Below are 25,402 nucleotides of genomic sequence, written 5' to 3' on the forward strand. Positions count from 1 at the left end.
AGCACGGCCCGACGAGCGGGCTGAACCGTCAGACCGGCGGGCTCAGCCCACGGGCCAGGCGTCGGCGATGTCCTGGCGGGTGTCCCCCAGGGTCTGCATGATCGCCTTGGTCCCGGCGAGGACCGGCATGAAGTTGGCGTCCCCGTTCCAGCGGGGCACCACGTGCTGGTGCAGGTGCCCCGAGAGGGAGCCGCCGGCGGCGGCCCCCAGGTTGATGCCCACGTTGAAGGCGTGCGGGGACGCGACGCTGCGGATCGTCGCCACCGCGGTGCGGGTCAGGTCCGTCAGCTCCCGCAGCTCCTCCTGCTCGAGCTCCGTCAGATCGGCCACGTGCCGGTACGGGCAGACCATGAGGTGGCCGGGGTTGTACGGGAACAGGTTGAGGATCACGAAGCAGTGCTCGCCACGGTGGACGATCAGCGACTCCTCGTCCGCGCGGTGCGGGCCGTTGCAGAACGGGCACCCCGGGTCCTCCCGCACGGAGGGGTCCTCCCCACGCACGTAGGCGAGCCGGTGCGGGGTCCACAGCCGCTGGAAGCTGTCGGGGACCCCGGGGATCTCGAACTCGTCCTGGCGGATCCAGTGGTGCGGGGGCCCGGCGTCCGGCGCCGTCCCGGTCACTGCCCCACCCCTGCCGTCTCCGCGGCGACGTGGGGGTCCTCGGGCAGGGCGGCCGTCGGCTCCGTGTTGACCCGCCGCTGGACGTGCGCCACGATCCGCTCGACGGCCTCGCCCACCGGCACGCCGTTGTCCTGGGAGCCGTCGCGGAAGCGGAAGGACACGGCGTTCGCCTCGGCGTCCTCCCCGCCCGCGATGAGCACGAACGGGACCTTCTCCTTGGAGGCGGTGCGGATCTTCTTGGGGAACCGGTCCGAGCCCGCGTCCAGCTCCACGCGCACGCCGCGGGCCCGCAGGGTGTCCACCACGCCCTGCAGGTAGTCGTTGAAGGCCTCGGCCACCGGGATGGCCACGACCTGCACGGGGGCCAGCCACGCCGGGAACGCCCCGGCGTAGTGCTCCACCAGCACGCCCATGAACCGTTCCACGGACCCGAACAGGGCGCGGTGGATCATCACGGGCCGCTGCCGCGTGCCGTCGGCGGCCTGGTACTCGAGGTCGAAGCGCTCCGGCAGGTTGAAGTCGAGCTGGATGGTGGACATCTGCCAGGTCCGTCCGATCGCGTCCTTGGCCTGCACCGAGATCTTCGGGCCGTAGAAGGCGGCGCCGCCGGCGTCCGGGACCAGGTCCAGCCCCGACTCGGCGGCGACCTCGGCGAGGGTGGCCGTGGCCTCCTCCCACAGCTCGACCGAGCCCACGAACTTCTCGGGGTCCTTGGTGGAGAGCTCGAGGTAGAAGTCGTCCAGCCCGTAGTCCTTGAGCAGGTCCAGCACGAAGCCGAGCGTGGTGGTCAGCTCGGCCTTCATCTGCTCGCGGGTGCAGTAGATGTGGGCGTCGTCCTGGGTCATGCCCCGCACGCGGGTGAGGCCGTGGACCACGCCGGACTTCTCGTACCGGTAGACCTGCCCGAACTCGAACAGGCGCAGCGGCAGCTCACGGTAGGAGCGGCCCCGGGAGCGGAAGATCAGGTTGTGCATCGGGCAGTTCATGGGCTTGAGGTAGTAGTCCTGGCCCTGCTTGGTCAGCTCCCCGGTCTGCGGGTCCCGCTCCTCGTCCACGTGCATCGCGGGGAACATGCCCTCGCGGTACCAGTCGAGGTGACCGGAGACCTCGTAGAGGTGCCCCTTGGTGATGTGCGGGGTGTAGACGAACTCGTAGCCGGCCTCCGTGTGCCGCTCCCGGGAGTAGTCCTCCATGGTCTTGCGGATGATCCCGCCCTTGGGGTGGAACACCGGCAGCCCGGAGCCGAGCTCGTCGGGGAAGGAGAACAGGTCCATCTCCGAGCCGAGCCGGCGGTGGTCGCGCCGCTCCGCCTCCGCGAGGCGGTCCTTGTACGCGGTGAGGTCCTCCTTGGAGGGCCACGCCGTGCCGTAGATGCGCTGCAGCTGCTTGTTCTTCTCGGAGCCCCGCCAGTAGGCGGCGGCCGAGCGCATGAGGGCGTAGCCGTTGCCGATCAGCTTGGTGTCCGGCAGGTGCGGACCCCGGCACAGGTCCTTCCAGACCGTCTCCCCGCTCTTGCGGTCCACGTTGTCGTAGATCGTCAGCTCCCCGGCGCCGACCTCCACCGAGGCGCCCTCGGCGGCGGCGTCCACGTCCCCGCCGGAGCCCGGGCCCTGCGACAGGCCGATGAGCTCGAGCTTGTACGGCTCGTCCGCCATCTCGGCGCGGGCCTCCTCCTCGCTCACCGCACGGCGGCGGAAGGACTGCGTGGAGTTCACGATCCGCTGCATCCGCTTCTCGATGGCCTTGAGGTCCTCGGGCGTGAAGGGGTGCTCGACGTCGAAGTCGAAGTAGAAGCCGTCGGTGATGTAGGGGCCGATGCCGAGCTTCGCGTCCTCGTGCAGCTGCTGCACGGCCTGGGCCATGACGTGGGCGGCGGAGTGGCGCAGCACCTCGAGGCCCTCGGGCTCGGAGACCAGCACCCGCTGCACGTCGTCCCCGTCGGCCAGCTCGGTGGCGAGGTCCTTGAGCACGCCGTTGACCCGGGCCACCACCACGGTGCGGTCCTCGCGGTAGAGGTCCGCGGCGGACGTCCCGGTGCCCACCGTGCGCTGCTCGCCGTCGACGGTGATCGTGAGGGGGGCGGACTCGGGCTGGTGCTCGGGCACGGTGGTCATGGGGTAGGTGCTCCTCGGGTCGGGAAACGGCACGCACCGGTACGGGGGGCGCGTGGCAGCGGCACCGGCAGGCGGCGCGCACTGCAACGATGGTACCTGTCGGCTGGTGCGGGTCGTGGCGGCGGGACGACGACGGGGCCCCCGCCACCACAGTGGTGACGGGGGCCCCGGGACGCTCGGCGACGATCAGATGCGGTCGCGGCGCTCGTCGTCGTTCAGGCCGGTGCCGCGGTCGGCGTCGGTCTCGACGTCGACCTGCTCCTTGCGGACGTCGGCGTCGACGCGCTCGGTGTCGCGGACGGTGTCCTTCTCGAGGCCGACCTTCTCGACGCCCACGGTCTCCTTGGCGACGACGGGGCGCTCCTCGTGGAGGGTGACGTCGACGTCCTCCTCGCCGATGGTCCCACCGGTGGTCTCGGTGTCGTTCAGCGGGGTGCGCTCGACACGGACCTCTTCCCGCTCGAGGGGCACGTCGACGGTCTCGTGGTCGGTGACCACGTACTTGCGCAGACGGGCGCGGCCGGTCTCGCGCTGCTCCTTGCCGACGTGCAGCTGCTCCTCGTGCCGGACCACACCGTTGTCGGCACGGTCGGTGCGGTCGAGGTCGCGGTCCCGGTCGAGGTCGGCGGTGCCGGCCGTGCGGTCACGGTCCCGGTCGGCGTCGAGGTCGCGGTCCCGGATGTCGTGGTCGACATCGGCGATCCCGGCCGTGCTGTTGCGGTCGGTGGCGTCGCGGTCGGTCCCGGGGTACCCGTCGTTCTCGGGGTAGCCGGCGGTCCCGGCCGTGCCCGAGGCGGGAACGGCGTTGCGGTCGGTGTCCGCGGCGTAGCGGTCGTCGCGGTCGGCGACACCTGCGGTGCGGTCACGATCGGTGAGGTCGCGATCGCGGTCGGTGACACCTGCGGTGCGGTCACGATCGGTGAGGTCACGATCGCGGTCGTCGGTGCCGGCGCCGGAGTAGTTCATCTTGTAGTAGCGGTAGATTTCCTCCTCCTCGGCCGGGGAGAGGTGCTGGTCCGCGTCCACGTTGGGGGCGTCCTTGACGACGTCCTTGGTGTAGGGAAGGACGAGGCGGTCGCCGTCCTGCTGAGCGCCGTCGACGGGGACGAAGCTCTCCTTGGCACCGAAGAGACCGGTGTTGACGGTCACGAAGGTGACCTCTTCGGTGTTGTCGTCCAGGAAGACCTGCTCGACCTTGCCGATCTTGTCGCCGTCCGATCCGTAGGCGGTGGCCGAGAGCAGGGCGTTGACGTCGTACGTAGCCATGAGAACTCCTTCTCTGTTCTGCGAGACAACGGGCTCCCCTGGTCGGGGGGCTCGCCGCGGACGGCCACCGCCCGGGGGCGGGGTGCAGCTCGTCCGCTGTTATTAGTAACCATACTGGCAATAAGCCCACTGGCCAATGGCTTCACCAAGAGTGAAACCCCTGGAACCGCGCGGAATCCGGGCTCATCCTGCCCGGACTCCCGGTGTCCCCGGCGCGGCTCCCGGCGGGGCCGCGGCACGCACCGCCGCCGGTGTCCCCGGGTCGGCGAGGTCCCAGGCCTGCACCGCGCTGAGACTGATCCCCCGGGGTCCGGTGCGCCGCGTCCGGCCCCGCACCAGGAGCATCCGCGTGCCGAACAGGTGCTGCCCCGAGCGGTCCTGCGCGTCCGGGAAGAAGGCGCAGTCCACCGTGCCCGTCCCGTCGTCGAGACTGACGAAGACCACCCGCCGGCCGCTGCGCAGAGGAGGGGTCATGGTCGAGACCCGCACCCCCGCCACGAGCACCTCGGAGCGGTTGCGAAGCTCCAGCAGCCGCTCCGCGGGCGTGACCCCGAGCTCCCGGAGCAGGGGCGCCCAGCTCTCCAGCAGGTGCGCGGAGACGTCCACCGCGAGCAGGTCCAGCTCGGTGCGCACCTTCTCCTCCAGGGTGGGCTCCGGGCGCTCCGCGGGCAGGTCGCGCAGCTCGAGGTCCCCGAGCGGCAGGGCGAGCTGGCCCTCGACCTGCCCGGCCGGGCGTGCGGAACGGGTGCTGTCCGCCCGGGTCCGCAGGGCGTGCACGAGGTCAGCGCGGGAGGCGGCGCCACCGGACCGGCGCAGCAGGCCGTCGAAGGCCCCGACGGCCGCGAGGCGCTCGAGGGTGCGCCGGGCGGGCCGGGCCCGCTGCCGCAGGTCGGCGAGCGAGGCGTAGGGCTGCCCGGCCACGATCCGGCGGACCTCCGCCTGCGAAACCCCGTGGATCCCGGTGAGGGCCAGGCGCACGCCCAGGCGGGCGGGGTCGTCGTCGAGCCGTTCCACGCGGTAGTGCTCGTCGGAGCGGTTGACGTCCACGGGCAGGACGGGGATGCCCATCCGCCGCGCCTCCCCCACGAGCAGGCGCTTGGGGTACATCCCCGGGTCGTGCTCCCACAGCCCCGCGAGGAAAGCCTCCGGGTGGTGGGTCTTCAGCCACGCGGACTGGTAGGTGGGCACCGCGAACGCCGCGCCGTGGGCCTTGCAGAAGCCGAACGAGCCGAAGGCCGCCAGGATCTCCCAGACCCGGTCCACGACGTCCAGGGGGTAGTCCCGCGCGCGGGCCCGCTGCCGGAAGAACTCCTCCACCTCGAGCTCGCGCTCCGAGCCCAGCCGGCGGCGCAGCTCGTCGGCCCGGGCGAGACCGCAGCCGGTGAAGGTGTCGAGGATGCGCAGGACCTGCTCGTGGAAGACGGTCACGCCGTGGGTCTCCGCGAGGATCGGGTCGAGGGCGGGGTGGATCGAGACGGGCGCGGACCAGCCGTGGCGGTGCTCCAGGTAGGGGCGGACCATGTCCGAGTGCATGGGGCCGGGACGGAACAGGGAGATGTCCACGATGAGGTCGCGGAAGCTCGTGGGCGCCATCTTGCCGATGAGCTCGCGCTGGCCCGGGGACTCGATCTGGAAGCAGCCCAGGGTGTGGGTCGAGCGGATGAGCTCGAACGTCTGCTCGTCGTCCACGGGGATCGCCTCGAGGTCCGGAGGGGGCCGGTCCGGGTGGGTGCGCGCCACCTCGTCGACGGCGTGGGCCAGTGCCGACTGCATCCGGACCCCGAGGATGTCGAGCTTGAGCATGCCCATCGGGTCCATGTCGTGCTTGTCGAACTGGCTCATGGGCATGCCCGCCCCGCCGGGCTGCACCGGTGTGCGGTCCAGGAGGCTCCGGTCCCCCAGGATCACCCCGCACGGGTGCATGGAGATGTGCCGGGGCAGCCGGTCCAGGCGCTCGGTGAGGTCCACGAGGAGGTCCAGCTGCTTCTCCTGGGCCACCTGCTCGGCGAACTCCCGCAGCTCGGGCCGGCGGGCGATGGTCTCCCGCAGCGCGGCGGCCGGCAGGTGCCACAGCTGCTTGGCGGCGCCGTCCACGGTCTCGGGGTCGAGGCCGAGGGCCAGCCCGGCGTCCCGCACGGCGCCGCGGGCCCGGTAGGTGTTCTGCATGCTCATGAGGCTCACCCGTTCGGGGCCGAAGCGCTCGAAGATCCTCCGGTAGACGCGGTGGCGCTGGGCCGACTCGACGTCGATGTCGACGTCCGGGAGGGTCGAGCGGTCGTGGGAGAGGAAGCGCTCGAAGAGCAGCTCGTGCTCGAGCGGGTCCACCTGGGAGACGTCGAGGAGATAGTTCACGAGCGAGGACACGCCGGAGCCGCGGGCGGCGTGCCGGACGCCCATCGCCCCGATCATCGCCGAGACCTCGGCCACGGTGAGGAAGTAGGAGGCGAAGCCGAGGTCCTCGATCACCCGCAGCTCCTGCCGCAGACGGTCCTGCACGGCCCGCGCGGCGCCGCGGCCCGGGTAGCGGCGCCCCAGTCCGGCCTCGCACCGGGCCCGCAGCTCCGCGGGCGCCGGCCGCTCGAGACCCAGCACGGAGGCCTCCGGCACCACCGGCCGCCCCCAGCCGCAGTCGGCCACCGGGTCGAGCCGGCACCGGTCGGCGACCCGCTGGGTGCCCGCCAGCAGGTCCGCGGCACCGGCGGCGCCGAGGTCCGCGGCCCGCGCGATCTCCGCCGCGAGCGCGTGCATCTGCCGCGCGGGCTTGAGCCAGCCCTGGCCGTTGGGCTGCAGAGGCTCCGGCGCGGCCGCCCGCCGGGACGCCCCGGGCCGCCCTCCCCTGCCGCCGGAGGGGAGGGGGTCCGCCCCGAGGGTCTCGAGCGGGGTGAGGGCGCGGGCGGCGTCGAGGACGTCGGCGGTGGCGGCCTCGGCGGGGGTGGCGTAGCGCACCGCGTTGGTCAGCACGGGGGTCACCCCGGCCTCGAGGGCCGCGCGCAGCATCCGCGCCGCGTGGGAGGTGCTGCACGCGGTGCCGGGGGTGGCCAGGTGCGAGACCACCTCCACGGCGAGCGCCGGTGCGGGCAGCAGGGTCCGCCACCGGGCGAGGGCGGCGCGCCCGGTGCGGTAGCGCCGGGCCGCGAGCTCCTGTCCCACGTCGGAGGCGGGTCCGAGCAGGACGGTCAGGGCCGGTTCCCCGTGCCGGGGCGGGACCGCGGAGGCCGCGATCTCGGCGGCGGTCACCCCGGGCGGGCCCTTCCCGGCGTGGGCGGTGGAGACGAGCCGGCACAGCGCGGCGTAGCCCGCACCGGCGGTGCCCCCGGCCGCGAGGACCACGATCCGGCCCTGGACGTGCTCGCGCCCGGGGGCCAGCAGGGCGAGGTCGACCCCCAGGACCGGGTCGATGCCGTGCTCGCGGCACGCGCCCAGGTGCTTGACGGCGCCGTAGAGCCCGTCCCGGTCGGTGCAGGCGAGCACGTCCGCGCCGTCGGCCGCCGCGGCGGCCACGAGGGCGGCGGGACGGCTGACCCCGAAGTGGGCGCTGAAGGCGGTGGCGACGTGCAGGTGCGGAAAGCTCACACCCTCATTCGAATACGTGTTCGAATATTAAGTCAATTGCAAACCGCCGGAGGGGCGCGCCCTCCGGGGTCCGCGGTCACCGTCCTCACCGCCGGCCCCGATCCGTCCGGACGTCCTCGTCCCGCCGGTGCCTGCCAGGCCCGGCGCTCACCCGCCCGTGGCGCAGATCGCGCGCTCGATCAGCACGGCGCTGCGGCGGTCGATCTCGTCCTCCACGAGCCGGTCGGGGGGCTGGGGGTACCACCCGAGGTCGTCGCGCACCTCGGCGGCGACCTCGGACCCTCCGGCGCCGGGGGCGACCCGGAAGGTGGCCAGCAGGGGCAGGGCCCGCCACCCGAACTCGGAGGCGGTCCCGCGCCGGCGGAAGGAGGCGTCCGAGCCCACCGGCACCTCCACGCAGCCTTCCTCGGGGCGGACCGACGGGCCGAGGTCCGCGAACGCCGTGTGGATCCGCTCGAGGGTCTCCTCCGGAGGCAGCGGGCAGGTCCAGGCCCGGGTCGTGGTGATGCGGGGCCGCCGGGGCGGCCGGCGCGCCGGCCAGGGGACGACCAGCCGCTGTCCGAGCACCAGCGCGACGACGACGAGCGCCGCCGCGCCCAGCGCCAGCTGGGCCACGGAGACCGCGCCCCGGAGGAGGATCTGGGCCAGGACGAGAACGACGACCGCCGATCCGGCCGGCCCGGCCAGCCGGTCCCACCCCCGGGTGAAGCGTCTGGCGGGCACGCGATCTCCTCTCCTGGCCCGGGCCGCGGCACGCCGCGGCGGTCCTCCCTCGCCGTCATTCTCGTCCCCGGGAACCCCGGGCAACAGGTGTGCATCAGTAAAGGGGACAACCTGTGACCCCGCCCCGCTGCCGGGCAAGAGCGGGGGCCGGGAGGGCCGCGGTGTCCTCCACCGTGCCTATGCTGGCCCCGGCGGCCCGGGGAGCGACACGGCGGCCCGGGAGCGACACGGCGGCGCCGGGACGAACGGCCGCGACGACGGAGGGACGTGGGGCATGACGGAGACCTATCGGTACGACGTGGAGGTCCTGCACCTGCTCGTGTCCCCGGCGCACGCCTACTTCGGCCGCGCCCGGGACGGCGCCGCGGACGTCCCCACCACCGATGCCGAGCGGGTCGAGCTGGTGGCCGGCAAGGGGGTGGTGGGCGACCGGTTCTTCGGCAAGGCCGCGCACATGGACGCCGCCGTCACCCTGCTCGCCGTCGAGGCGCTCGAGGCCATGGCGGCGGACCTGGGCACGGCGCCCTTCGACCCGCTCCTGACCCGGCGCAACGTGGTCCTCCGCGGCGCCCACCTGGCCCCGCTGCTGGGCGAGGAGTTCGCACTGGAGTCCCGGGGCTCCCTCGTGCGGCTGCGGGGAGGACGGCCCGCCCACCCCTGCGCCTGGATGGACCGGGTCCTGGCCCCGGGGGCGCACGCCGCCATGCGGGGACGAGGGGGCCTGCGCTGCCGGCCGCTGTCCACCGGCGAGCTGCACCGCGGGCCGGCCGTGCTGCACAGCCCGGTCCCGCTCGAGCCGGAGCAGGCCGGGGTGCCGGTCCTGCGGCGGCCGTCCCGGTTGCCGTAGGACCCGGCGACCGCCGGCGCTCCCCGGCTCGCCCGGGTCCGTGCCGGCTCAGGCCGGCGCGAGCCGGGGCAGCACCGAGTCCCCGAAGGCGTCGAGGAAGCGGTCCTGCTCCTGGCCCACGTGGTGCAGGTAGATCTCGTCGAAGCCGAGCTCGGCGTACTCGTGCAGCCACTGGGCGTGCCGGCCGAGATCGGCGGAGACGTTGACCGCACCGGCGACCTGCTCGTCCCCCACGTCCTCCTGGACCGCCTTGCGCAGGTAGTCCTGGGGCGAGGCGAGCTCGGCCATGGTCACGGGGTCGAAGACGTTGGTGCGCCACTGGTCGAGGGCGATCGCGCGGGCCTGCTCCGGGTCGGGCGCCCAGCTCAGGTGCACCTGCAGCGCGGCCCGGCCGGTGCCGCCGGCCTCGCGCCAGGCGTCGAGCATCCGGCGCAGGTCGTCCAGGGGCTGCTGGACGGTGATGAAGCCGTCGGCCGCGGGGGCGAAGCGGCGCAGCGTCGCCGGGGTGAGCGCGGCCACCAGCAGCGGGGGCGGGTCGGCCGGAGGGTCCCAGACCCGGGCGCGGTCGGCGTGGAACGGCTCCCGGCAGGACACCTCCTCGCCCGCGTGCAGCCGGCGGACGACGTCGAAGCTCCCTTCGAGGAACCGCTGCCGCTGCTCCTTGACCGGCCACTCCGGGGCGACGGCGCGCTCGTTGAGCTTCTGCCCGCTGCCCAGGGCGGTCCACGTCCGGCCGGGGAACATGCGGGCGAGGGTGGCCGTGGCCTGGGCGGTGACCACGGGGTGGTAGCGGCGGCCCGGGGCGTGCACGAACCCGAACGGCAGGTCCGTGGTGGCCAGGGCAGCCCCCAGCCAGGACAGCGCGAACCCGGAGTGGCCCTGCTGCGGCGACCACGGCTCGAGGTGGTCGGAGCACATGGCGGCGCCGAAGCCGGCCTGCTGGGCGTGCGCGACGTCGCGCAGCAGCTGCTCGGGAGGGATCTGCTCGTGGGAGGCGTGGAAGCCGATCGTCGCCATGGGGTTCTCCGGTCGAGGGCTGGAAGGGTCTGGTCGGGAGGGACGGGAACGGCGCCGGAGCGGGCAGACCCGGCCGGAGCCTCCGGACCCGGCCGCACCGGGCGCCGGGTCAGCCGGAGACCGGCAGGAGCTCCTCGGCAGGCGTGCAGACGTTGCGCAGCTCGCCGATGCCCTCGATCTCGGTGACGACCTCCTGACCGTCGCGCAGCCAGATCCGGCGGGGCTTCCGGGCCAGGCCCACGCCGGCGGGGGTCCCGCAGGCCACGAGGTCGCCGGGCTCCAGCGTCAGGAACCGGCTCAGGTACTCGACCAGCTCCACGGCGGAGAAGATCATCCGGTCGGTGCCGGAGTCCTGGTGCAGCACGCCGTCCACGGTGCAGCGGATCGCCAGTCCCGCCTCGGGGTCGATCTCGTCGGGGGTGACGACCACGGGACCCACCGGGGTGGTGCGGTCGAAGTTCTTGCCCTGGAACCACTCGGAGGTCCGGCCCTGCCAGTCCCGCACCGAGATGTCGTTCATGATGGTGTAGCCGGCGATCGCGGCCCGCGCCTGGTCGAGCGTGGCGTGGCGCAGGGGCGATCCGATCACCGCGGTGAGCTCGGCCTCCCAGTCGATCTTCTCGGACTCCTCCGGCATGGCGATGGGGTCGGTGGGACCGATGAGCGCCGTGGCGTACTTCGCGAAGATCGTGGGGTGCTCCGGGATCTCCTGGCCGACCTCCTCGGCGTGGTCGTAGAAGTTCAGCCCGGCGCACAGGATCTTGCCCGGGCGCAGGACGGGGGTCGCCAGTTCGCCCGGCTCCGGTGCGGGGCCGGGCTCCCCGGGCAGGTGCAGGTCGCCCCCGGCGAGGAGGGCCCCGACGTCGGGGACGGGAAGGTAGACGGTCCGCCCGTCCTCCTGCCGGAAGGCCTGGGTGGTGCCGTCGCGTCGCACGGTGCCGAGTCTCACGGGTGCTCCCTCACGTTCTGCGGTGCGGTCTCCGCCTCCGATCCTATGCATCCCCGGCAGGTCCGCGCACCGGGGACCGACCCCCGCGCGGGCCGGTGCCCGGGCTGGCTAGGCGCAGCGCACCACCCGGGCCCCCGAGGCGCTCGTGGCCGCGAGCAGCCGCCAGCGCCCGGTGTCGAGGGTGTGGACGAGCTCGAGGGTCAGCAGCTCGGAGCGGACGGTGAGCTGGGCCTGGACCCGCCACATCTGCTGGTCCACCGCCCCGACGCCGCGGTCCTGGGGCAGCCGCGCGTCCTCGGCCCACCAGGCCCGCCGCTCGTACCACCGGACGGGGTCCTGGGCCACCCGGTAGCTCCGCCCGCGCCAGCGCACTCCCACCGGCACTCCGTCCGTGTCGCAGTCCACGTCGACGCTCTCCGTCAGGAAACCCACGACGGCTCCTCTCTCCCTCGGCCGGCGCCCCTTCCCGCGGTGCGCCCTGTTCCCTGGAAGCTAGAACACCTGTACGACAGGCTAACTCCCGGGGGCCTACAGGCGGAACAGGTGTTCCCTTTCCGGTGCGGTCGCGTCCCGTGAGTTCACTTTTGTGATCGAGCTGTGGGAAGCATGGACAAGCCCAGCGAAATGGATACGCTGAGTGCACGGAGGGCGTGCCCAGCGCGACCCGCCCGGGCGTCCCATGTCCCTCGTCCGCCCCGCCGGAACGTCCCGGCGTCGACCTCACGGAGACCTCCCATGACCGGAACCATCACGCTGATCGCCCACACCGCGCCGAACACCAGGACGCCCGCGGTGACCCTGCGTCCGGCCGCCCCGGAGGACGCCGAGAGTCTCGCCCAGCTCTACTACTCCTCCTACGAGCAGGGCGGGGTCTCCAGCCTGGAGGAGGCCCGCCAGGTGGTCCGGGGCGTCTTCGACGGGGAGTACGGGCCCTTCCTCCCCGAGGCCTCACCGGTGGTGGTCGACGACGACGGGACCGTGGTGGCCGCGGCACTCGTGCTGGCCCGGCGGGTCGGCGAGGACCTCCCCGACGTGCCCTACATCTTCGAGCTGTTCACGGCGGCCTCCCGCCGCCGCCAGGGCCTGGCCGAGCAGCTCGTGCGCTGCGCCATGAGCACCCTGTACGACAACGGCTACGACCAGGTCAGCCTGCGGATCGCCGAGGACAACGCGGCGGCGCTCGCGCTCTACCTGACGCTCGACTTCAACCGCTGGGTTCCCGAGACCGACTACGTCTGAGTCCAGGGCGGCGCCGGCTCTCCAGGGGTTCCTGCTCCGGAGGACTCCGGTCTCCAGGAGGTTCCTGCTCCGGGGAGGTCCGGGGAGACCACCACCGCAGCAGCGGGCGCAGGAGCCGCGGAGCAGGACCGGGGAGGACGCACGAGGCGCCGGGAGTCCCCCACACGGCAGAGGCCCGGGACCCGCTCGTCGCGGGGCCCGGGCCTCTGCCGTGTGCGGCTCAGAGCTCGAACTCCTCCCGGACCGGGGGCTCGACGGCGACGTCGACGAACCGCGCCCAGCGGGAGCGCACCGCCACGAGCCGCGTGCTGTCCTTGTCCGTGGCGCCGGGGTGCCGGGCCTCGAGCACCGCGGCGGCGTCCTGCTCGGCAGCCCCCTCCAGCACGGCGGCCTCGCCCTCGAGCTGGAACTCCTGCCCCGTCCCGGAGACCAGCACCAGGGAGACCCTCGGGTCGGAGCCAAGGTTGGCGAACTTGCGGCTCGCCGTGTTCGTGCCGAAGACCAGCCGGCCGTCGTCCTCGGCCGCGAGGTTGACCCAGGCGGACTCGGGGCAGCCCTGAGCGCTGTTGGTCGCCACCACGCCGCCGCCGTGGGTGCGGACGAACTCCACGATGCGGCCGACGGGGTCCGGTGCGGTGGGGGTCATGGAGGTGCTCCTGCAGGACGGGGTCAGGGATCGGGAACCGGGAGTGGGTCCGTTCGGTGCCCACGGTACGCGCTCAGAACAGGGCGGGCTGCGGCACCACGAGCTCCGGGGAGTTGTTGCGCACGTTGCCGACCGCAGGGTCCACGGGGTCGAGCACCCAGCGGGCGGCCGTCCGGTGCGCCTCGGCCCGGACCAGGTCCACGAGCTGCGGGGCGTCCTCCTCCCCCGGGCGCAGCCAGTCCCCCACGTGCTCGGGCGCCAGGGGGATCGGCATCCGGTCGTGCAGCTCGTGCAGCTCCGTGAGCACCGGGTGCTCGTCGGAGGGCTCCGGGGAGTCGGTGGTGAGCACGGAGCAGGACAGCAGCCACGTGCTCCCTCCGCCGTCCCGGCCGGGCTGGAGGGCCGCGGAGTGCAGCTCCGTGCCCTCGGGCACCCGCCACCACTCGTAGATCCCGGCGAACCAGATGGTCTCCGCGGGGTCGGCGGGGTGGACGTAGTATGGCTGCTTCCGCCCGCCCCGGCCCGCCCCCGGCTCCTTCTTCCACTCGTAGTAGCCGTTGGCCGGGACCGCGCACCGCCGGGCGCGGACGGCCTTGCGGAAGGACGGCTTCTCGAGGACGGTCTCCGAGCGGGCGTTGAACATCTTCGACCCGACCGCAGGGTCCTTGGCCCAGCCCGGGACCAGTCCCCAGCGGGCCACGTGCAGCTCGCGGACCAGCTCACCGCCGTCGTCCCCGCCCGTCAGGCGTTCGAGGACGATCGGCACGTCGGTGGTGGGCGCGGTGTTCCAGTTGGCCCGCAGCCGCTCCTGATCGGCGGGGTCGCCGAGACTCTCGTCCGGGACGGCCCCGGTCTCGGCCACGAGGTCGCCCACGGCCCGGGCGATGACATAGCGTCCGCACATCTGCTGCCTCCTCGGTCTGCCCGGCCGGCGGCCGGACTCAGTCGGTGAGCTGCCCGTAGCCCAGGTACTCGGCGTACATGCCGTACACTTTGCGGATCCCGCTCTCGACCTCGGCCACGGTGGTGCCCGGGCGCAGGTCGTCCACGGCCCCCGCGGTGGCGGGGTCCCACTCCAGGTCGAGGGCGGCGTAGACGTCGGTGAGCACCGAGCGGATGGGCTCGGACTGCTCCACGACCAGCACGGTGCTGAAGTACCAGGCGCCCGCGACCACCCTCTGGGCGGTCCCGGCCAGCTTCACCTTCCGGCCGGGGGTCGGCGACGACGCCGGGTGCGTCCCGTGCACGCTGTGCTCCCCGGCGCAGTACTCGCCCGGGATCTCTCCGACGTCGGCCTCGACCTCGAGCTCCTCCAGGGCGGCCACGATCATGTCGCCGAACAGGCGGTAGCGGTCCTGGATGCCCGAGGTGGGGTCCTCGGCGGCCTCGAGGTGGTCGATGATGAGGCACCCGCCGTGGTAGGCGGCGGCCCGGCCCCCGACCTTGCGGACCAGGGGCTCGAAGCCGCTCTCGCGGGCGGCCCGGGCGGCGTCGGCGAAGCCCGGGCGCAGCTCGTCCCGGCGGCCGAAGGCGACCGTGGGGGCGGGTTCGTAGAGGCGCAGGACGGGGCCGTGGCGGCGCACGTCGGCGAGGAGGGTCATGGCGCTCTCGTAGTCCTGCTGGGCGCCCAGGGACTCGCGCTGGCGGAGAAGTTTCATGCTGGTCCCAGTCTAGTGGCGGATCCGGACGGTCCTGCGGCGGGCCGCGGCCGGGGTGTCCCGGGCCGAGGGCCCCGTCCAGGGGCGTCCCGGCGAGGGGCGTCCCTGCCGAGGTGTCCCATCCAGGGGCGTCCCGGCCGAGGTGCCCCGGCCAGGGCGTCCCGTTCAGGGGCGTCCGGGCCAGTGGCGTCCCGGCCGAGGTGCCCCGGCCAGGGCGTCAGCGCCGAGGGGCCACGGCCAGGACCGTCACGGCCGAGGTGTCCCGGCCGGAGCATCACGGCCAGGGACCTCATGGCCGGGCGATCCCGCTGCTGCGGAACCACCGTCCCAGGGCCATCGCGCTGACCTCGACCTTCTCGGCCCAGGCGATCGCCTCCTCGTCGGCGGCGTCGGAGACGTGCTTGACCATCCGCAGCGGAACGCCCAGGTGGCGGCAGGCCACCGCGATCGCCCAGCCCTCCATGTCCACGAGGTCCGCCCGGGCGGCCAGCGCGTCCCGGGCGGGTCCGCCGGCCACGAAGGAGTCACCGGTGGCGAGCACGGGGCCGTCGCCGCCGAGCTCGATGACGTTGTCCACGGGGATCCCGGCAGCGCGCAGCAGCTCTTCGTCCACGTCCCGGTTGATGACCCGGGAGGGTTCGAGCACCCCGCTCAGACCGGGCCGCAGGGCGCCGGCGCTGCCGATGTTGAGCACCGTCAGCTCCGCCCGGCGCGCGGGATCCGGGCAGCGGGTCAGCACCGCCTCGGTGGTGCGCACCGCCGCGGCCGACATCCCGACACCGGTCAGGACCAGGTCGATGTCCGCCGGGAAGTACGCGGTCTCCAGGGGGTGGGCGGCGAGGACGAGCAGCTGTGGCACCCCGCCACTCTAGCCGCCCTCGCCCCGCTCCCCCGCTGCCCCGCCGCCTCGCTGCCTCGGCCGCCGAGTCCCCCATGCCCCGCCGCCCCCACCAGCGAGTCCCCCCTGCCGTCGCAGCTCCCCCCGATCGTTCGGGGGGAACTGCGGCGGCAGGGGGGACTCGGCGCAACAGGACACGAGCTGCAGGGAACCCGGCCCGGCGGGCGGGAGTCAGGAGGGCCCGCCGGGCAGCGAGGTCAGTCCGGGCGTGCCCCGAACAGGGCGGCGAGGCGCCGGTCGGAGTCCGCCTGGGCGTCGAGGTCGTACGCGCCGCCCGTCACGAGCAGCTCGTCCGCCCCGGTCCGCGCGATCAGCCGTTCCAGCCGGTCGCGCACCTCCGGGGCCGTGCCGTGGACCGAGCCCGCCAGGGTCTCCTGCACGAGGGCCCGCTCCCGGGCCGGGAGTCCGTCCGGGTCCGAGGCCCGCGCGGGTGCCAGGGGCGGGAACGCACCACGGGTGCGGGAGGCCGCGAGCGCGCGGGCCTCCGGCAGCAGCAGCTCCTCTGCCGCCGCGCGGGTCCGCGCCACCGCGACGTTCGCCGAGACCACCACGTGGGGGGCGGCCCACCACGACGACGGGCGGAACTGCGCCCGGTACCGCTCGAGCACCGCAGCGCCTCCGCCGGAGCCCTCGCGCAGGAGCGCCGGCCCGCCGAGCACCACGGCGAGTCCCGCGCGGGCGGCGGCCTCCGCCCCGCTCCCGGTCGCCAGGACGAAGACCGGGGTCGCGGCGTGGTTCTGCGGGCGAGCGGTCACGGTGGCCGCGCCGGAGAGGTGGGCGAGCAGCTCGGCCAGGTCGGACTCGAAGCGCTCCGCGGCCTCCTTGCCGGTGCGCAGCGCGTCCCGGACGGCGGAGGTGAAGCCGAGGGAGCGGCCCACGCCGAGGTCGATCCGGCCGGGGTGGAGGGCCTCGAGCGTGGCGGCCTGCTCGGCGACCACGAGGGGCTGGTGGTTGGGGAGCATGATCCCGCCGGAGCCGACCCTGAGGCGGCGGGTCCGGGCGGCCAGCGCGGCCATCAGCACCGCCGGCGCGGACCCGGCGATCCCGGGCACCGCGTGGTGCTCGGCCACCCAGAACCGGTGGTAGCCCAGCTCCTCCGCGCGTTCGGCCCGGTCGAGGACGCGGGCGAGGTCCTCCGCCTCCGTGGTGCCCTCCCGGGAGTTGGCGCGGTCGAGGATGGAGAGCGGGACGTCGGAGAGGGCCATGGTCCGCACAACCCGGGGGACGGTGGAAGCATTCCGGGCCGCTGCCGCCGTCCGGTGCGGTCAGGAGCAGAGCACGGCGCGACCAGGGCCGAAGTCCCCGGCGGCGAAGCCCGAAGTCCCGGGCGGCGAGGGCCGAAGTCCCGGGCGGCGAGGGCCGGAGTCCCGGGACGAAGACCGAAGTCCCAGGCTGCGAAGACCGGAGTCCCGGGGCGAAGCCCGAAGTCCCGGGCTGCGAAGACCGCCGTCCGGGGTGGTCAGGGCCGGCGCCGGACCTGGATGCGTCCGTCCTCGACACGGGTCTCGTAGCCGGGCTGCGGGGCGGTCGCCGGCCCGCGGACGACGGCGCCGTCCGCGAGCCGGAAGACGCTGCCGTGCCAGGGGCAGGTGACGCAGCCGCCGTCGATGCTCCCCTGCTCAAGCGGGCCGCCCATGTGGCTGCAGACGCTGTCGAGGGCGTCGATCCGGTTCCCGTCGCGCACGAGCAGCACCGAGACGCTGCCGGCCTGCACCCGGCGGGGCGCCCCGGCGGCGAGCTCGTCGTCGGCCAGGACGTCGGTCCAGCGCCGGGGACCGCGCCGCCAGGCGGTCCGGTTGACGTTGACGCCCCGGGCGTAGACGAGGTGCCCGCCCAGGTAGCCCCCGCCGGTGACGCAGCCGTAGCCGGCCAGTGCCAGGGCCTTCCCGGCGCCGCGGCGTCCCTGGAGCCGCGCGGCGAGCGAGGCCGCGTAGCACGTCAGGGCCGCGCTGTTCGCGATGGCGTGGACGAGACCGATGCGCCGGTCCGCGCCCTGGGTGTCGGACCAGTCGTTGAGCCCGGTCGCCGCCGTGGGCACGGCGGCGGCCACTCCCGCGGCCACGAGCAGGTCGGCGGCACGCTCCGTGCCGGGACCGCCGGCCAGGTCCAGGAGCGCCGCCATGGTCCACGCCCCGATCGGGACGTCGGTGAGGAGGGGGTGCAGGGGATGCCCGATCACGGTTCCGCTCAGCACGTCGCGCGCCGGCGCGGGCTGCACCGCCCGGCCCACCGCACGGGCCAGGGGCTCGGCCACCCGGTCCAGCGCCGCCCACCTCTCCACGCGGGCCACCAGGTCCTCGAGCTGTGTCATGACCGCCTCCTCCGTGCCGGGGCGGTCAGTGTCCCACCCGGGTGCGGGCGGAACAAGGACGTCCTGGTGTGTGAAGACCGGCGTCGCCGGTCAGCCGGCGCGGGTCAGGGCCTCCTCGGCGGCGACCCAGCCGAGCATCGCGCACTTGACGCGGGCCACGAACCGGGAGACCCCGGCGAAGGCGGCGGCGTCGCCCAGGACCTCCTCGTCGGGCACCACGGTGCCGCGGGAGCGCAGCAGCTCCCGGAACGCCCCGATCAGCTCCGCCAGCTCGGCCCGCGTCATCCCGGGGGCGGTCTCGGCCAGCACGGAGGCCGCGGCCATGGAGATCGAGCAGCCCTCCCCCTCCCAGCTGAGCCGCTCGACCACCGGCTCCGCCCCCTCGGGGGCGGGGGCGAGCTCGACGCGCACGGTGATCTCGTCACCGCACGTGGGGTTGTACTGGTGGGACTCCCCGCTGGGGTGCCCGGGTGCCGGGGCGGCCAGGCCCTCCCCGGAGCGACGTTTGGCGTGGTCCAGGATCACCTCCTGGTACATCGCGTCCAGCGCGCTCATGACATCCTCCTCGGTGGGTTCGGCGGGTCCTGCTGCGCCGCCGACCTCGACGCTTCCCGGGACCCCGTGGGCCCGGGCGGCCCCGGCAGCTCGGGTGCGATGGTCACGGGCTCAGCCGGCCACGCGGAAGTAGGCGCGGACCCCGGCGAGCTCGGTGAGGAAGCGGTCGACGTCGGCGGTGGTGGTGTAGAGGTAGGCGCTCGCCCGGGTGGTGGCGGTCAGTCCCATCGCCCGGTGCAGCGGCTGGGCGCAGTGGTGGCCCACCCGCACGGCCACGCCGGCGGCGTCCAGGAGCTGTCCGACGTCGTGGGCGTGGACGCCGTCCACATCCACGGCGGCCAGTCCCACCCGGTCGGCACCGGGAGGTGGCCCGATCAGACGGATCCCCTCCAGCTGTCCGAGCCCGGCCGCGAGCCGCTGTCCCAGCGCCCGCTCGTGGGCGGCGACCCGCTCCATCCCGATCGCCTGCAGGTAGCGCACCGCCTCGGCCAGCGCCACGGCCTGGGCGACCCGTTGGGTGCCGGCCTCGAAGCGGGTCGGAGCGGGCAGGTACCGGGCGGAGTCCATCGTGACCTTCGTGATCATGGACCCGCCGGTGAGGAACGGGGGCATCGCGTCCAGCAGCTCGGCCCGCCCCCACAGCGCGCCGATCCCGGTGGGCCCGAGCATCTTGTGCCCGGAGAACACGGCGTAGTCCACCCCCAGCGCGGGCAGGTCCACGGGCAGGTGCGGCACCGACTGGCACGCGTCCAGCACCGTGAGCGCCCCCACGCCGTGGGCCAGCTCGACGAGCCGTGCGACGTCGGTGATCGCTCCGGTCACGTTGGAGACGTGACTGAAGGCCAGCACCCGGGTGCGCTCCCCGACGACCTCCCCGGCGGCCTCTAGGTCGAGCAGCCCGTCGCTGTCGACGGGGATCCAGCGCAGGATGGCCCCGGTGCGGGCGGCCAGCTCCTGCCACGGGATGAGGTTGGCGTGGTGCTCGGCCTCGGTGGTGACGATCTCGTCCCCGGGACCCAGCCGGAACCGGGCGGCCTCGTCCCCGCCACGCCCTGCCGAGGCGTTGGAGAAGGAGTAGGTGATCAGGTTGATCGCCTCGGTGGCGTTGGAGGTCCACACCAGCTCCCGCTCGGCGGCCCCCACGAACGCCGCGACGACCCGGCGGGCCTCCTCGTAGGCGTCGGTGGCCTCCACCGCCAGGGCGTGGGCACCGCGGTGGACCGCGGCGTTGCGGTGCACGTAGAAGTCGCGTTCGGCGTCCAGCACGGCCAGCGGTTTCTGGGAGGTCGCCCCCGAGTCCAGGTAGACCGCGGGGGAGCCCGTCAGCAGCGGGAAGTCATCCCGCAGGACACGCACCTCGGCATCGGTCAGGGGCAGCACGTGGTTTCCTTCCATGCTCCGACACTGTACGTCGCGCCCCTGGGCGCGGGGCGAGCGGGCGCCTCGCGACGTCACGGGTGGAACGCGCGGCCCCGGATCAGAGGTTGCGGGTCAGCGGTTGCAGGTCAGCGGTTGCGGGGCCGCAGGTAGGTGTTGCCGTTCGCGTCCTTCTCGACGACGAACTCCTCCTGCAGGTCCTGGTACCACTGCTGCGTCTGCTCGCTGGCCTCCGCGCCGCGCAGGTCGCGCGGGCTGCGCACGGCGGGCCCGTAGAACCGCATGGTGAAGTCGTCGAAGCGCCGGAACAGGCTGCGCCGCGGCGGAGTGGGCTCGGTGTCGGGGTGCTGGTGCATGGTGTCCTTCGGGGTGCTGGGTCCGGGCTGGAACGGCCGGCGCGGGCCACGGGGGCGTACCCCCATGATCTCCCGCCGGACAGCGGATGTGATAATCGGCCGGGGCCGTGACGGGACCCGGCCCGCGCCTGCGCGCGGTGGTCCGGCCCCGCCGTGCGCCGGAGGCCGAGCCCGGGAACCAGCCCCGGGATCAGCCCCGGACGAGACGGATCAGCAGCCCCGCCGAGACCAGGACGGTCCCCGACAGGGCGAGGAGCCACAGCCAGCGGTACGGCGCGACGACGGCCCAGCGGTACGGGTGGCGGGCGTGGTAGTAGACCGTGACCTCCGCCCCGGCCTCCGGCGCGGTCGCCGGGGGGTGCGGCCAGGGCTCCTCGTGGATCTCGTAGCGAGTGGTGTGCCAGCGCAGCCGGTGCCGGCCGTCCTCGACCAGGTGCACGGCGGCGGTCCTGACCCACCATCCGTACAGGCACCGCACGAGCAGCGCGGCCACCAGCAGGGCCCACCCCGCGGTGAGGCACGCGGCGCTCACCACCCCGGTGCGGGCCATCTCGCTGAGCTCGGTCACGGAGGCGAGCCTATCGCTGCGTCCGGCGGGAGCGGACCGACACGGAGGGTGGTGTGAACGGCCCCTGCCCATGGCCGTCGCCGCCCGCCCTGACCCGGGGTGCCTCCGCGCCGGACCGCACCGACTACATATTGACGTACATCGATGTCAGTGGCACTCTTATCGCATAGACGGACTTCGATGTATGAAGGGGTCCGTCCCGGTCGAAAGGAAGCGTCATGTCCAGAGTCCAGCTCGCCCTCCGCGTCGCCGATCTCGAGCGCTCCGTCGAGTTCTACTCGACCCTGTTCAACACGGCCCCGGCCAAACGACGTCCGGGCTATGCCAACTTCGCCATTGCGGAGCCCCCGCTGGAGCTCGTGCTGCTGGAGGGGGAACCCGGTGCGGACACCCGCATGGACCACCTCGGCGTGGAGGTGGAGGACACCGGGACCGTCCGGGCGGCCGCGCAGCGCCTCGCCGACGCCGGGCTGGCCACCCGCTCCGAGGAGCAGACCACCTGCTGCTACGCCGTGCAGGACAAGGTCTGGGTCACCGGCCCCGGCCGGGAGCCCTGGGAGGTCTACACCGTCACGGCCGACGCCTGGCCGGACCTCGAGGGCCGGACCGGCGGGGACCTCGCCGAGGTCGGCGGCGACAGCTCGTGCTGCACCACCTGAGGCCCGGGGGCCTGCCGCCCTCCGCGAGCGCCGCGGTCGGCGGACGTCACAGGCGGAGGTCACAGAAGGGAACGCCTCTGGTGACCCCCTGATTGCAGGAGTAAACTGAGGTCCTCAGCTGTTGCGCCCCGGCCCAGGAACCAGCGTTCCGGGGCCACCGGTTCCCCGGAGGCGCACCGCGCCCCGGGGGACATCTCCCGGTCGGCCGGGGGGTCGACCGACGTCTCCGGCACGCGCCACCGGCGCCCGTGCCCCGATCCACCTCACGACCTCGGGGACCCACCATGAAACACCCACTCCTCACGCGCGTGCTCACCGGCGCGTCCGCCACCGCGCTCGCGACCGCGGGGCTCGCCGTGGGCGCTCCGGCCCACGCGGCGACCTCGCAGCCCGTCTTCTCCTACGTCCAGGGCTGGCGCGTGGACCAGCACGTGCGCGAGCTCGCCGATGTCAACGGCGACGGTCGCGCCGACGTCGTGGGCTTCGGCAACTCCGGAGTCCAGGTCGCCCTGGGACAGTCCAACGGAACCTTCGGCACGCCGAGGATGAGCGTGCGCGATTTCGGCACAGCCCAGGGCTGGTCCAACGCGCGGCACGTGCGCACGCTGGCGGACGTCGACGGGGACCGCCGCGACGACATCGTGGGCTTCGGCAACGCCGGGGTCTACGTGGCCTACTCCCAGGGCGACGGCGGCTTCACCGCACCGCAGCTCAAGATCCGCGACTTCGGCTGGAACCAGGGCTGGCGGGTCGACCAGCACCCGCGCGAGCTCGCGGACCTCAACGGCAACGGCACCGCCGACGTCGTGGGCTTCGGCTACTCGGGCGTCACCATCTCCCACGGTCTGTCCAACCGGACCTTCCTGGGCACGGGCAAGCGCATCGACAGCTTCGGGTACAACCGTGGCTGGCGGGTCGACAAGAACCCGCGGTTGCTCGCGGACGTCGACGGCAACAGCACCGCCGACATCGTGGGCTTCGGCGACGCCGGCACGTACGTGTCCTACTTCTCGGCCCTCGGCGACACGTTCACCCAGCCCGCCCTGGAGATCCGCGACTTCGGCTACGCCCAGGGCTGGCGGGTGGACCAGCACCCGCGGATGCTCGCCGACGTGAACGTCCAGGGCCCGGAGCCGTTGGCGGCGGCGGACATCATCGGCTACGGCTACGCCGGGGTCTCGGTGGCGTACTCGCTCTACGGCGGGAACTTCACCGGCGCGGACGTGCGGGTGGACAACTTCGGCCGGGCGCAGGGCTGGCGGGGTGACCGTCACCTGCGGACCCACGCGGACGTCAACGTCGACGGCATCCAGGACCTGGTGGGCTTCGGCAACGCCGGGGTCTACGTGGCCCTCGGCCGGGCGAACAGCACCTTCGGCCCGGTGCAGCTGAAGGTCGCCGCCTTCGGCTACGACGACGGGTGGACGGAGGACCGGTATCCCCGCCTGCTCGGGGACGTCAACGGCGACGGTCGTGACGACGTGGTCGGCTTCGGGCACTCGGCCACCTACGTGCAGCTGTCCTGAGCGCACCGGCCCGGTCTGTCGACCGCCGGGCACGGCGCCGCCCCCGTCCGCGCGGACGGGGGCGGCGCCGTGTCAGCCGACCGGTTCCGGATCCGGCTCCGCGCCGCGCTCGTGGACGTAGGCCGCCATGGTGATCAGGGTGACGAGCTGCGCGGCGACCACCACGAAGGTCCAGCCGCCCTCCGCGCGCACCACGTAGACGGCGGCGGAGACGAGGACGACCAGCTGCAGGGCGCGCGAGACGGCGAGCGCACGACCGCGCCCGTCCGGGCCGCCCGCCGGGGCGGTGCCGGCCCCGGGACCGAGGTCCGGCCGGGCGGGACCGCCCTCACCGGGACCGCCCTCACCGCCTCTGCGCTCGCCGGCACCGCCCTCGCCGGGAACCGCCGGAACGGTGCCGGTCGGAGGGCTGCCCGGTGGGAGGACCCCGCCCGCGACGGTGAGGGGGCCGGTGGAGAGCATCCCGGTCACGGCGGAGCCGGGCGGGAGGGCGAGCGGCTGGGCCCGTCGTCGTCGTGCGGAGAGCACCGTGCTGATCAGCACGACGACGTAGAGAGCCGCAACGAGACCGGTCACGAACAGCATGACGGACCCGTCCTCGTCCCCGGTGCTCAGACCGACCACGAGACCGAGGGCCACCGGCAGGAGCCAGAGCCCTAGGAGCAGCTTGTCGCGCACGGTCAGCACGAGGCCCTCCCCCCGATCGACGATCCCCGTGACGGCATCCTCGCACCCGGTGGCAGGGCGTGTCTGACCCCTCATCCGGGGATGGCGGCGGGCGCGGGGAACGGTCAGGGCGCGGCACGCCCGGCACCGCCCACGGTGCGGCCGCGGCCGGGCGGCGCGTGCCGCACGACGTCACACTCGTGCCGGTGGCCGCCGCCCGCGGCGCGCCGAGCGGGCCGGGGCGCAGGCCGGACGTAGAACGGAGGGGTGCCCAGCGCGCGTTCCCCGACGCGCACCCTCCCCCTGGCGCACGCCCCCCTCATTTCCAGGAGCACCATGAGCGACACCCCCCTGCCCTCCCCTGCCCCGCGACCGCGCCTTGGATCCCGCCGCGGTCTCCCCGCGGGCCGGTGGGGCCTGGCCGTCCCGCTGCACCTCGTCCTGGCGCTCGGGCTGGTCACCGGCTGCACGTCCAGCACCGCGTCCACCGACCAGGACGCCGGTCCCGTCCCGGGGACGGTGACGACGCTGCCCGCCACCGCGTCCTCGAGCGCCACGCCGGGGACCGGCCCCTCGCCCACGGCCTCGAGGACCCCGGGATCGGTCACCACGGTCACCCCGACGCCCGCGGAGAGCCCCGTCCGGGCCGTCGCCCCGCCCTCGGGGGCGTTCCTGGCCCTCGAGGGCCTCACGGTCGCCGCCGCCGGCACGATGTCCGACTACGACCGTGAGGCCCTGTTCGGGGGCTGGATCGACGCCGACGGCGACTGCGAGGACACCCGCAACGAGGTCCTGGCCCGCGACCTCACCGGCATCACCTCCGCCGACGGGTGCACGGTCGCCGCCGGCACCCTCGCCGATCCCTACACCGGGGCGAGCATCGACTTCGTGCGCGGGGTCGCGACCTCCAGCGACGTGCAGGTGGACCACGTCGTCTCCCTCGGCAACGCCTGGGTCACCGGGGCCCGCCGGCTCTCCCCGGCCGACCGCGTGGCCCTGGCCAACGACCCGCTGAACCTGCTGGCGGTCGACGGCGCGGCCAACGGTGCGAAGTCGGACCTGGACGCCTCCGGGTGGCTGCCGCCGAACCGGGCCTTCGCCTGCGAGATGGTGTCCGTCCAGATCGCGGTGAAGTCCCGCTACGGCCTGTGGGTCACGGCACCGGAGAAGAACGCGATGGCCGAGGTGCTCTCCGGCTGCCCCGACCAGCAGCTGCCCGGCGGCACCCCGTTCGGCGACATCCTGTCCCGCGAGGTCCCGTCCGGTGGCAGCTCCGGCGGCGCCGGGGACGTCCCGGAGGCCGCACCGGATCCCGCAGCGGCCCCGGACACCGCCGCCGAGGTCCACTACGCGAACTGCACGGAGGCCCGCCGGGCCGGCGCCGCCCCGCTGCACCGCGGGGACCCCGGCTACCGCCCCGCCATGGACCGGGACTCCGACGGCGTCGCGTGCGAGTAGGACGGTCCGGGGTCACCCCGGGAAGGGGCAGCGCCCGCCGCGTCCCCGCGGCGGGCGTCACTCCGGGACGGGGCTCCCGTCCGAGGCGTCGCACGGAGGCGCCGACGCCGGACCGCCCGCTCCGGGGCTCCCCACGTCCAGCGGCCGGGCTCAGCCCTGCCAGGCGGTCCGGCCGCCGCTGCCGCGGGCGAACTCGGCGGCGCGGCGGTGCGGCAGGGCGTCCCAGAGGGAACCGGCGGCCATGCCGACGAGCCACAGGCAGGGGAACCACCACCGGGCGCCGCCCAGGTACAGGTAGCACGACGCGACGAGGACGAGGGTCAGGGCGATGTTGAGGAACATCAGCATCATCTGGTGCGGCAAAGCGGCCCCCTT

At 74.2% G+C, this 25,402-nt stretch carries 25 protein-coding genes; 5 read left to right on the forward strand and 20 right to left on the reverse strand.

Annotated elements, in window-relative coordinates; all coding sequences use genetic code 11:
* Window positions 1-42: 42 nt before the first annotated feature.
* The 5 genes from QYM41_RS10600 to QYM41_RS10620 form a co-directional block, all read right to left on the reverse strand.
* Window positions 43-621, reverse strand: coding sequence for an HIT family protein (locus tag QYM41_RS10600; RefSeq protein WP_368799705.1), 579 nt, complete (start codon window positions 619-621; stop codon window positions 43-45).
* Window positions 618-2,735, reverse strand: coding sequence for a threonine--tRNA ligase (gene thrS / locus QYM41_RS10605; RefSeq protein ID WP_368799706.1), 2,118 nt, complete (start codon window positions 2,733-2,735; stop codon window positions 618-620). Before thrS ends, QYM41_RS10600 begins: the two co-directional genes overlap by 4 nt.
* A 186-nt stretch (window positions 2,736-2,921) precedes the next feature.
* Window positions 2,922-4,001 (reverse strand): DUF2382 domain-containing protein, encoded by a 1,080-nt coding sequence (locus tag QYM41_RS10610; protein ID WP_368799707.1) that lies wholly within the window; start codon window positions 3,999-4,001, stop codon window positions 2,922-2,924.
* Between the two features lie 183 nt (window positions 4,002-4,184).
* The gene (locus QYM41_RS10615; RefSeq protein ID WP_368799708.1) at window positions 4,185-7,574 is read right to left on the reverse strand and encodes a DNA polymerase III subunit alpha; all 3,390 of its coding nucleotides are present in this window, start codon (window positions 7,572-7,574) and stop codon (window positions 4,185-4,187) included.
* A gap of 147 nt (window positions 7,575-7,721) precedes the next feature.
* Complete coding sequence (locus QYM41_RS10620; protein ID WP_368799709.1) at window positions 7,722-8,297, reverse strand: hypothetical protein; 576 nt, start codon at window positions 8,295-8,297, stop codon at window positions 7,722-7,724.
* 274 nt (window positions 8,298-8,571) lie between these two features.
* On the opposite strand from QYM41_RS10620, the gene QYM41_RS10625 reads away from it, so the two are divergent.
* On the forward strand, window positions 8,572-9,144 hold the full coding sequence (locus QYM41_RS10625; protein ID WP_368799710.1) for an MOSC domain-containing protein: 573 nt from the start codon (window positions 8,572-8,574) through the stop codon (window positions 9,142-9,144).
* A 48-nt stretch (window positions 9,145-9,192) separates the two neighbouring features.
* Here the strand turns inward: QYM41_RS10625 and QYM41_RS10630 are convergent, their stop codons facing one another.
* From QYM41_RS10630 to QYM41_RS10640, 3 genes are all read right to left on the reverse strand, one after another.
* Entirely contained in the window at window positions 9,193-10,161 is a 969-nt protein-coding gene (locus tag QYM41_RS10630) for a TIGR03885 family FMN-dependent LLM class oxidoreductase (protein ID WP_368799711.1), read from the reverse strand.
* 109 nt (window positions 10,162-10,270) lie between these two features.
* Window positions 10,271-11,110: a fumarylacetoacetate hydrolase family protein gene (locus QYM41_RS10635; RefSeq protein ID WP_368799712.1), complete on the reverse strand. Its 840-nt coding sequence runs from the start codon at window positions 11,108-11,110 to the stop codon at window positions 10,271-10,273.
* 108 nt (window positions 11,111-11,218) lie between these two features.
* A complete protein-coding gene (locus QYM41_RS10640; RefSeq protein ID WP_368799713.1) occupies window positions 11,219-11,542 on the reverse strand; it encodes a DUF6504 family protein in 324 nt (107 codons plus the stop codon).
* A 303-nt stretch (window positions 11,543-11,845) separates the two neighbouring features.
* Between QYM41_RS10640 and QYM41_RS10645 the strand changes: the two genes are divergently transcribed.
* On the forward strand, window positions 11,846-12,349 hold the full coding sequence (locus QYM41_RS10645) for a GNAT family N-acetyltransferase (RefSeq protein WP_368799714.1): 504 nt from the start codon (window positions 11,846-11,848) through the stop codon (window positions 12,347-12,349).
* A gap of 220 nt (window positions 12,350-12,569) precedes the next feature.
* Here the strand turns inward: QYM41_RS10645 and QYM41_RS10650 are convergent, their stop codons facing one another.
* From QYM41_RS10650 to QYM41_RS10695, 10 genes are all read right to left on the reverse strand, one after another.
* Window positions 12,570-12,995: a pyridoxamine 5'-phosphate oxidase family protein gene (locus QYM41_RS10650; RefSeq protein WP_368799715.1), complete on the reverse strand. Its 426-nt coding sequence runs from the start codon at window positions 12,993-12,995 to the stop codon at window positions 12,570-12,572.
* A gap of 73 nt (window positions 12,996-13,068) precedes the next feature.
* Window positions 13,069-13,899, reverse strand: a complete 831-nt coding sequence (locus tag QYM41_RS10655) for an SOS response-associated peptidase (protein ID WP_368799716.1) — start codon at window positions 13,897-13,899, stop codon at window positions 13,069-13,071.
* A gap of 37 nt (window positions 13,900-13,936) precedes the next feature.
* Complete coding sequence (locus tag QYM41_RS10660; RefSeq protein WP_368799717.1) at window positions 13,937-14,653, reverse strand: lipoate--protein ligase family protein; 717 nt, start codon at window positions 14,651-14,653, stop codon at window positions 13,937-13,939.
* Between the two features lie 289 nt (window positions 14,654-14,942).
* Window positions 14,943-15,512, reverse strand: a complete 570-nt coding sequence (locus QYM41_RS10665) for a nucleosidase (RefSeq protein ID WP_368799718.1) — start codon at window positions 15,510-15,512, stop codon at window positions 14,943-14,945.
* Window positions 15,513-15,748: 236 nt separating this feature from the next.
* Window positions 15,749-16,756 carry an MsnO8 family LLM class oxidoreductase gene (locus QYM41_RS10670; protein WP_368799719.1) on the reverse strand — a complete coding sequence of 336 codons (1,008 nt, stop codon included), beginning with the start codon at window positions 16,754-16,756 and terminating at the stop codon, window positions 15,749-15,751.
* A gap of 254 nt (window positions 16,757-17,010) precedes the next feature.
* Window positions 17,011-17,862 (reverse strand): Rieske (2Fe-2S) protein, encoded by an 852-nt coding sequence (locus QYM41_RS10675; protein WP_368799720.1) that lies wholly within the window; start codon window positions 17,860-17,862, stop codon window positions 17,011-17,013.
* Window positions 17,863-17,952: 90 nt separating this feature from the next.
* On the reverse strand, window positions 17,953-18,417 hold the full coding sequence (sufU, locus tag QYM41_RS10680; protein WP_368799721.1) for a Fe-S cluster assembly sulfur transfer protein SufU: 465 nt from the start codon (window positions 18,415-18,417) through the stop codon (window positions 17,953-17,955).
* A gap of 111 nt (window positions 18,418-18,528) precedes the next feature.
* Window positions 18,529-19,812, reverse strand: a complete 1,284-nt coding sequence (locus QYM41_RS10685; protein ID WP_368799722.1) for an aminotransferase class V-fold PLP-dependent enzyme — start codon at window positions 19,810-19,812, stop codon at window positions 18,529-18,531.
* Between the two features lie 110 nt (window positions 19,813-19,922).
* A complete protein-coding gene (locus QYM41_RS10690; protein ID WP_368799723.1) occupies window positions 19,923-20,150 on the reverse strand; it encodes a hypothetical protein in 228 nt (75 codons plus the stop codon).
* A gap of 190 nt (window positions 20,151-20,340) precedes the next feature.
* Window positions 20,341-20,718, reverse strand: coding sequence for a hypothetical protein (locus QYM41_RS10695; RefSeq protein ID WP_368799724.1), 378 nt, complete (start codon window positions 20,716-20,718; stop codon window positions 20,341-20,343).
* A 218-nt stretch (window positions 20,719-20,936) separates the two neighbouring features.
* On the opposite strand from QYM41_RS10695, the gene QYM41_RS10700 reads away from it, so the two are divergent.
* Together QYM41_RS10700 and QYM41_RS10705 are read left to right on the forward strand one after the other, a co-directional pair.
* Window positions 20,937-21,377, forward strand: a complete 441-nt coding sequence (locus QYM41_RS10700; RefSeq protein WP_368799725.1) for an ArsI/CadI family heavy metal resistance metalloenzyme — start codon at window positions 20,937-20,939, stop codon at window positions 21,375-21,377.
* 284 nt (window positions 21,378-21,661) lie between these two features.
* On the forward strand, window positions 21,662-22,903 hold the full coding sequence (locus QYM41_RS10705) for an FG-GAP repeat domain-containing protein (RefSeq protein ID WP_368799726.1): 1,242 nt from the start codon (window positions 21,662-21,664) through the stop codon (window positions 22,901-22,903).
* 72 nt (window positions 22,904-22,975) lie between these two features.
* Here the strand turns inward: QYM41_RS10705 and QYM41_RS10710 are convergent, their stop codons facing one another.
* Window positions 22,976-23,590, reverse strand: a complete 615-nt coding sequence (locus tag QYM41_RS10710; protein WP_368799727.1) for a hypothetical protein — start codon at window positions 23,588-23,590, stop codon at window positions 22,976-22,978.
* Window positions 23,591-23,905: 315 nt separating this feature from the next.
* On the opposite strand from QYM41_RS10710, the gene QYM41_RS10715 reads away from it, so the two are divergent.
* Complete coding sequence (locus tag QYM41_RS10715; RefSeq protein ID WP_368799728.1) at window positions 23,906-25,027, forward strand: excalibur calcium-binding domain-containing protein; 1,122 nt, start codon at window positions 23,906-23,908, stop codon at window positions 25,025-25,027.
* A 150-nt stretch (window positions 25,028-25,177) separates the two neighbouring features.
* On the opposite strand, the gene QYM41_RS10720 is transcribed toward QYM41_RS10715, so the two are convergent.
* The gene (locus QYM41_RS10720; RefSeq protein WP_368799729.1) at window positions 25,178-25,390 is read right to left on the reverse strand and encodes a hypothetical protein; all 213 of its coding nucleotides are present in this window, start codon (window positions 25,388-25,390) and stop codon (window positions 25,178-25,180) included.
* Window positions 25,391-25,402: the final 12 nt, after the last annotated feature.

Source organism: Kocuria oxytropis, assembly GCF_040981195.1.
In the GTDB taxonomy this organism is placed as follows: domain Bacteria; phylum Actinomycetota; class Actinomycetes; order Actinomycetales; family Micrococcaceae; genus Kocuria; species Kocuria oxytropis.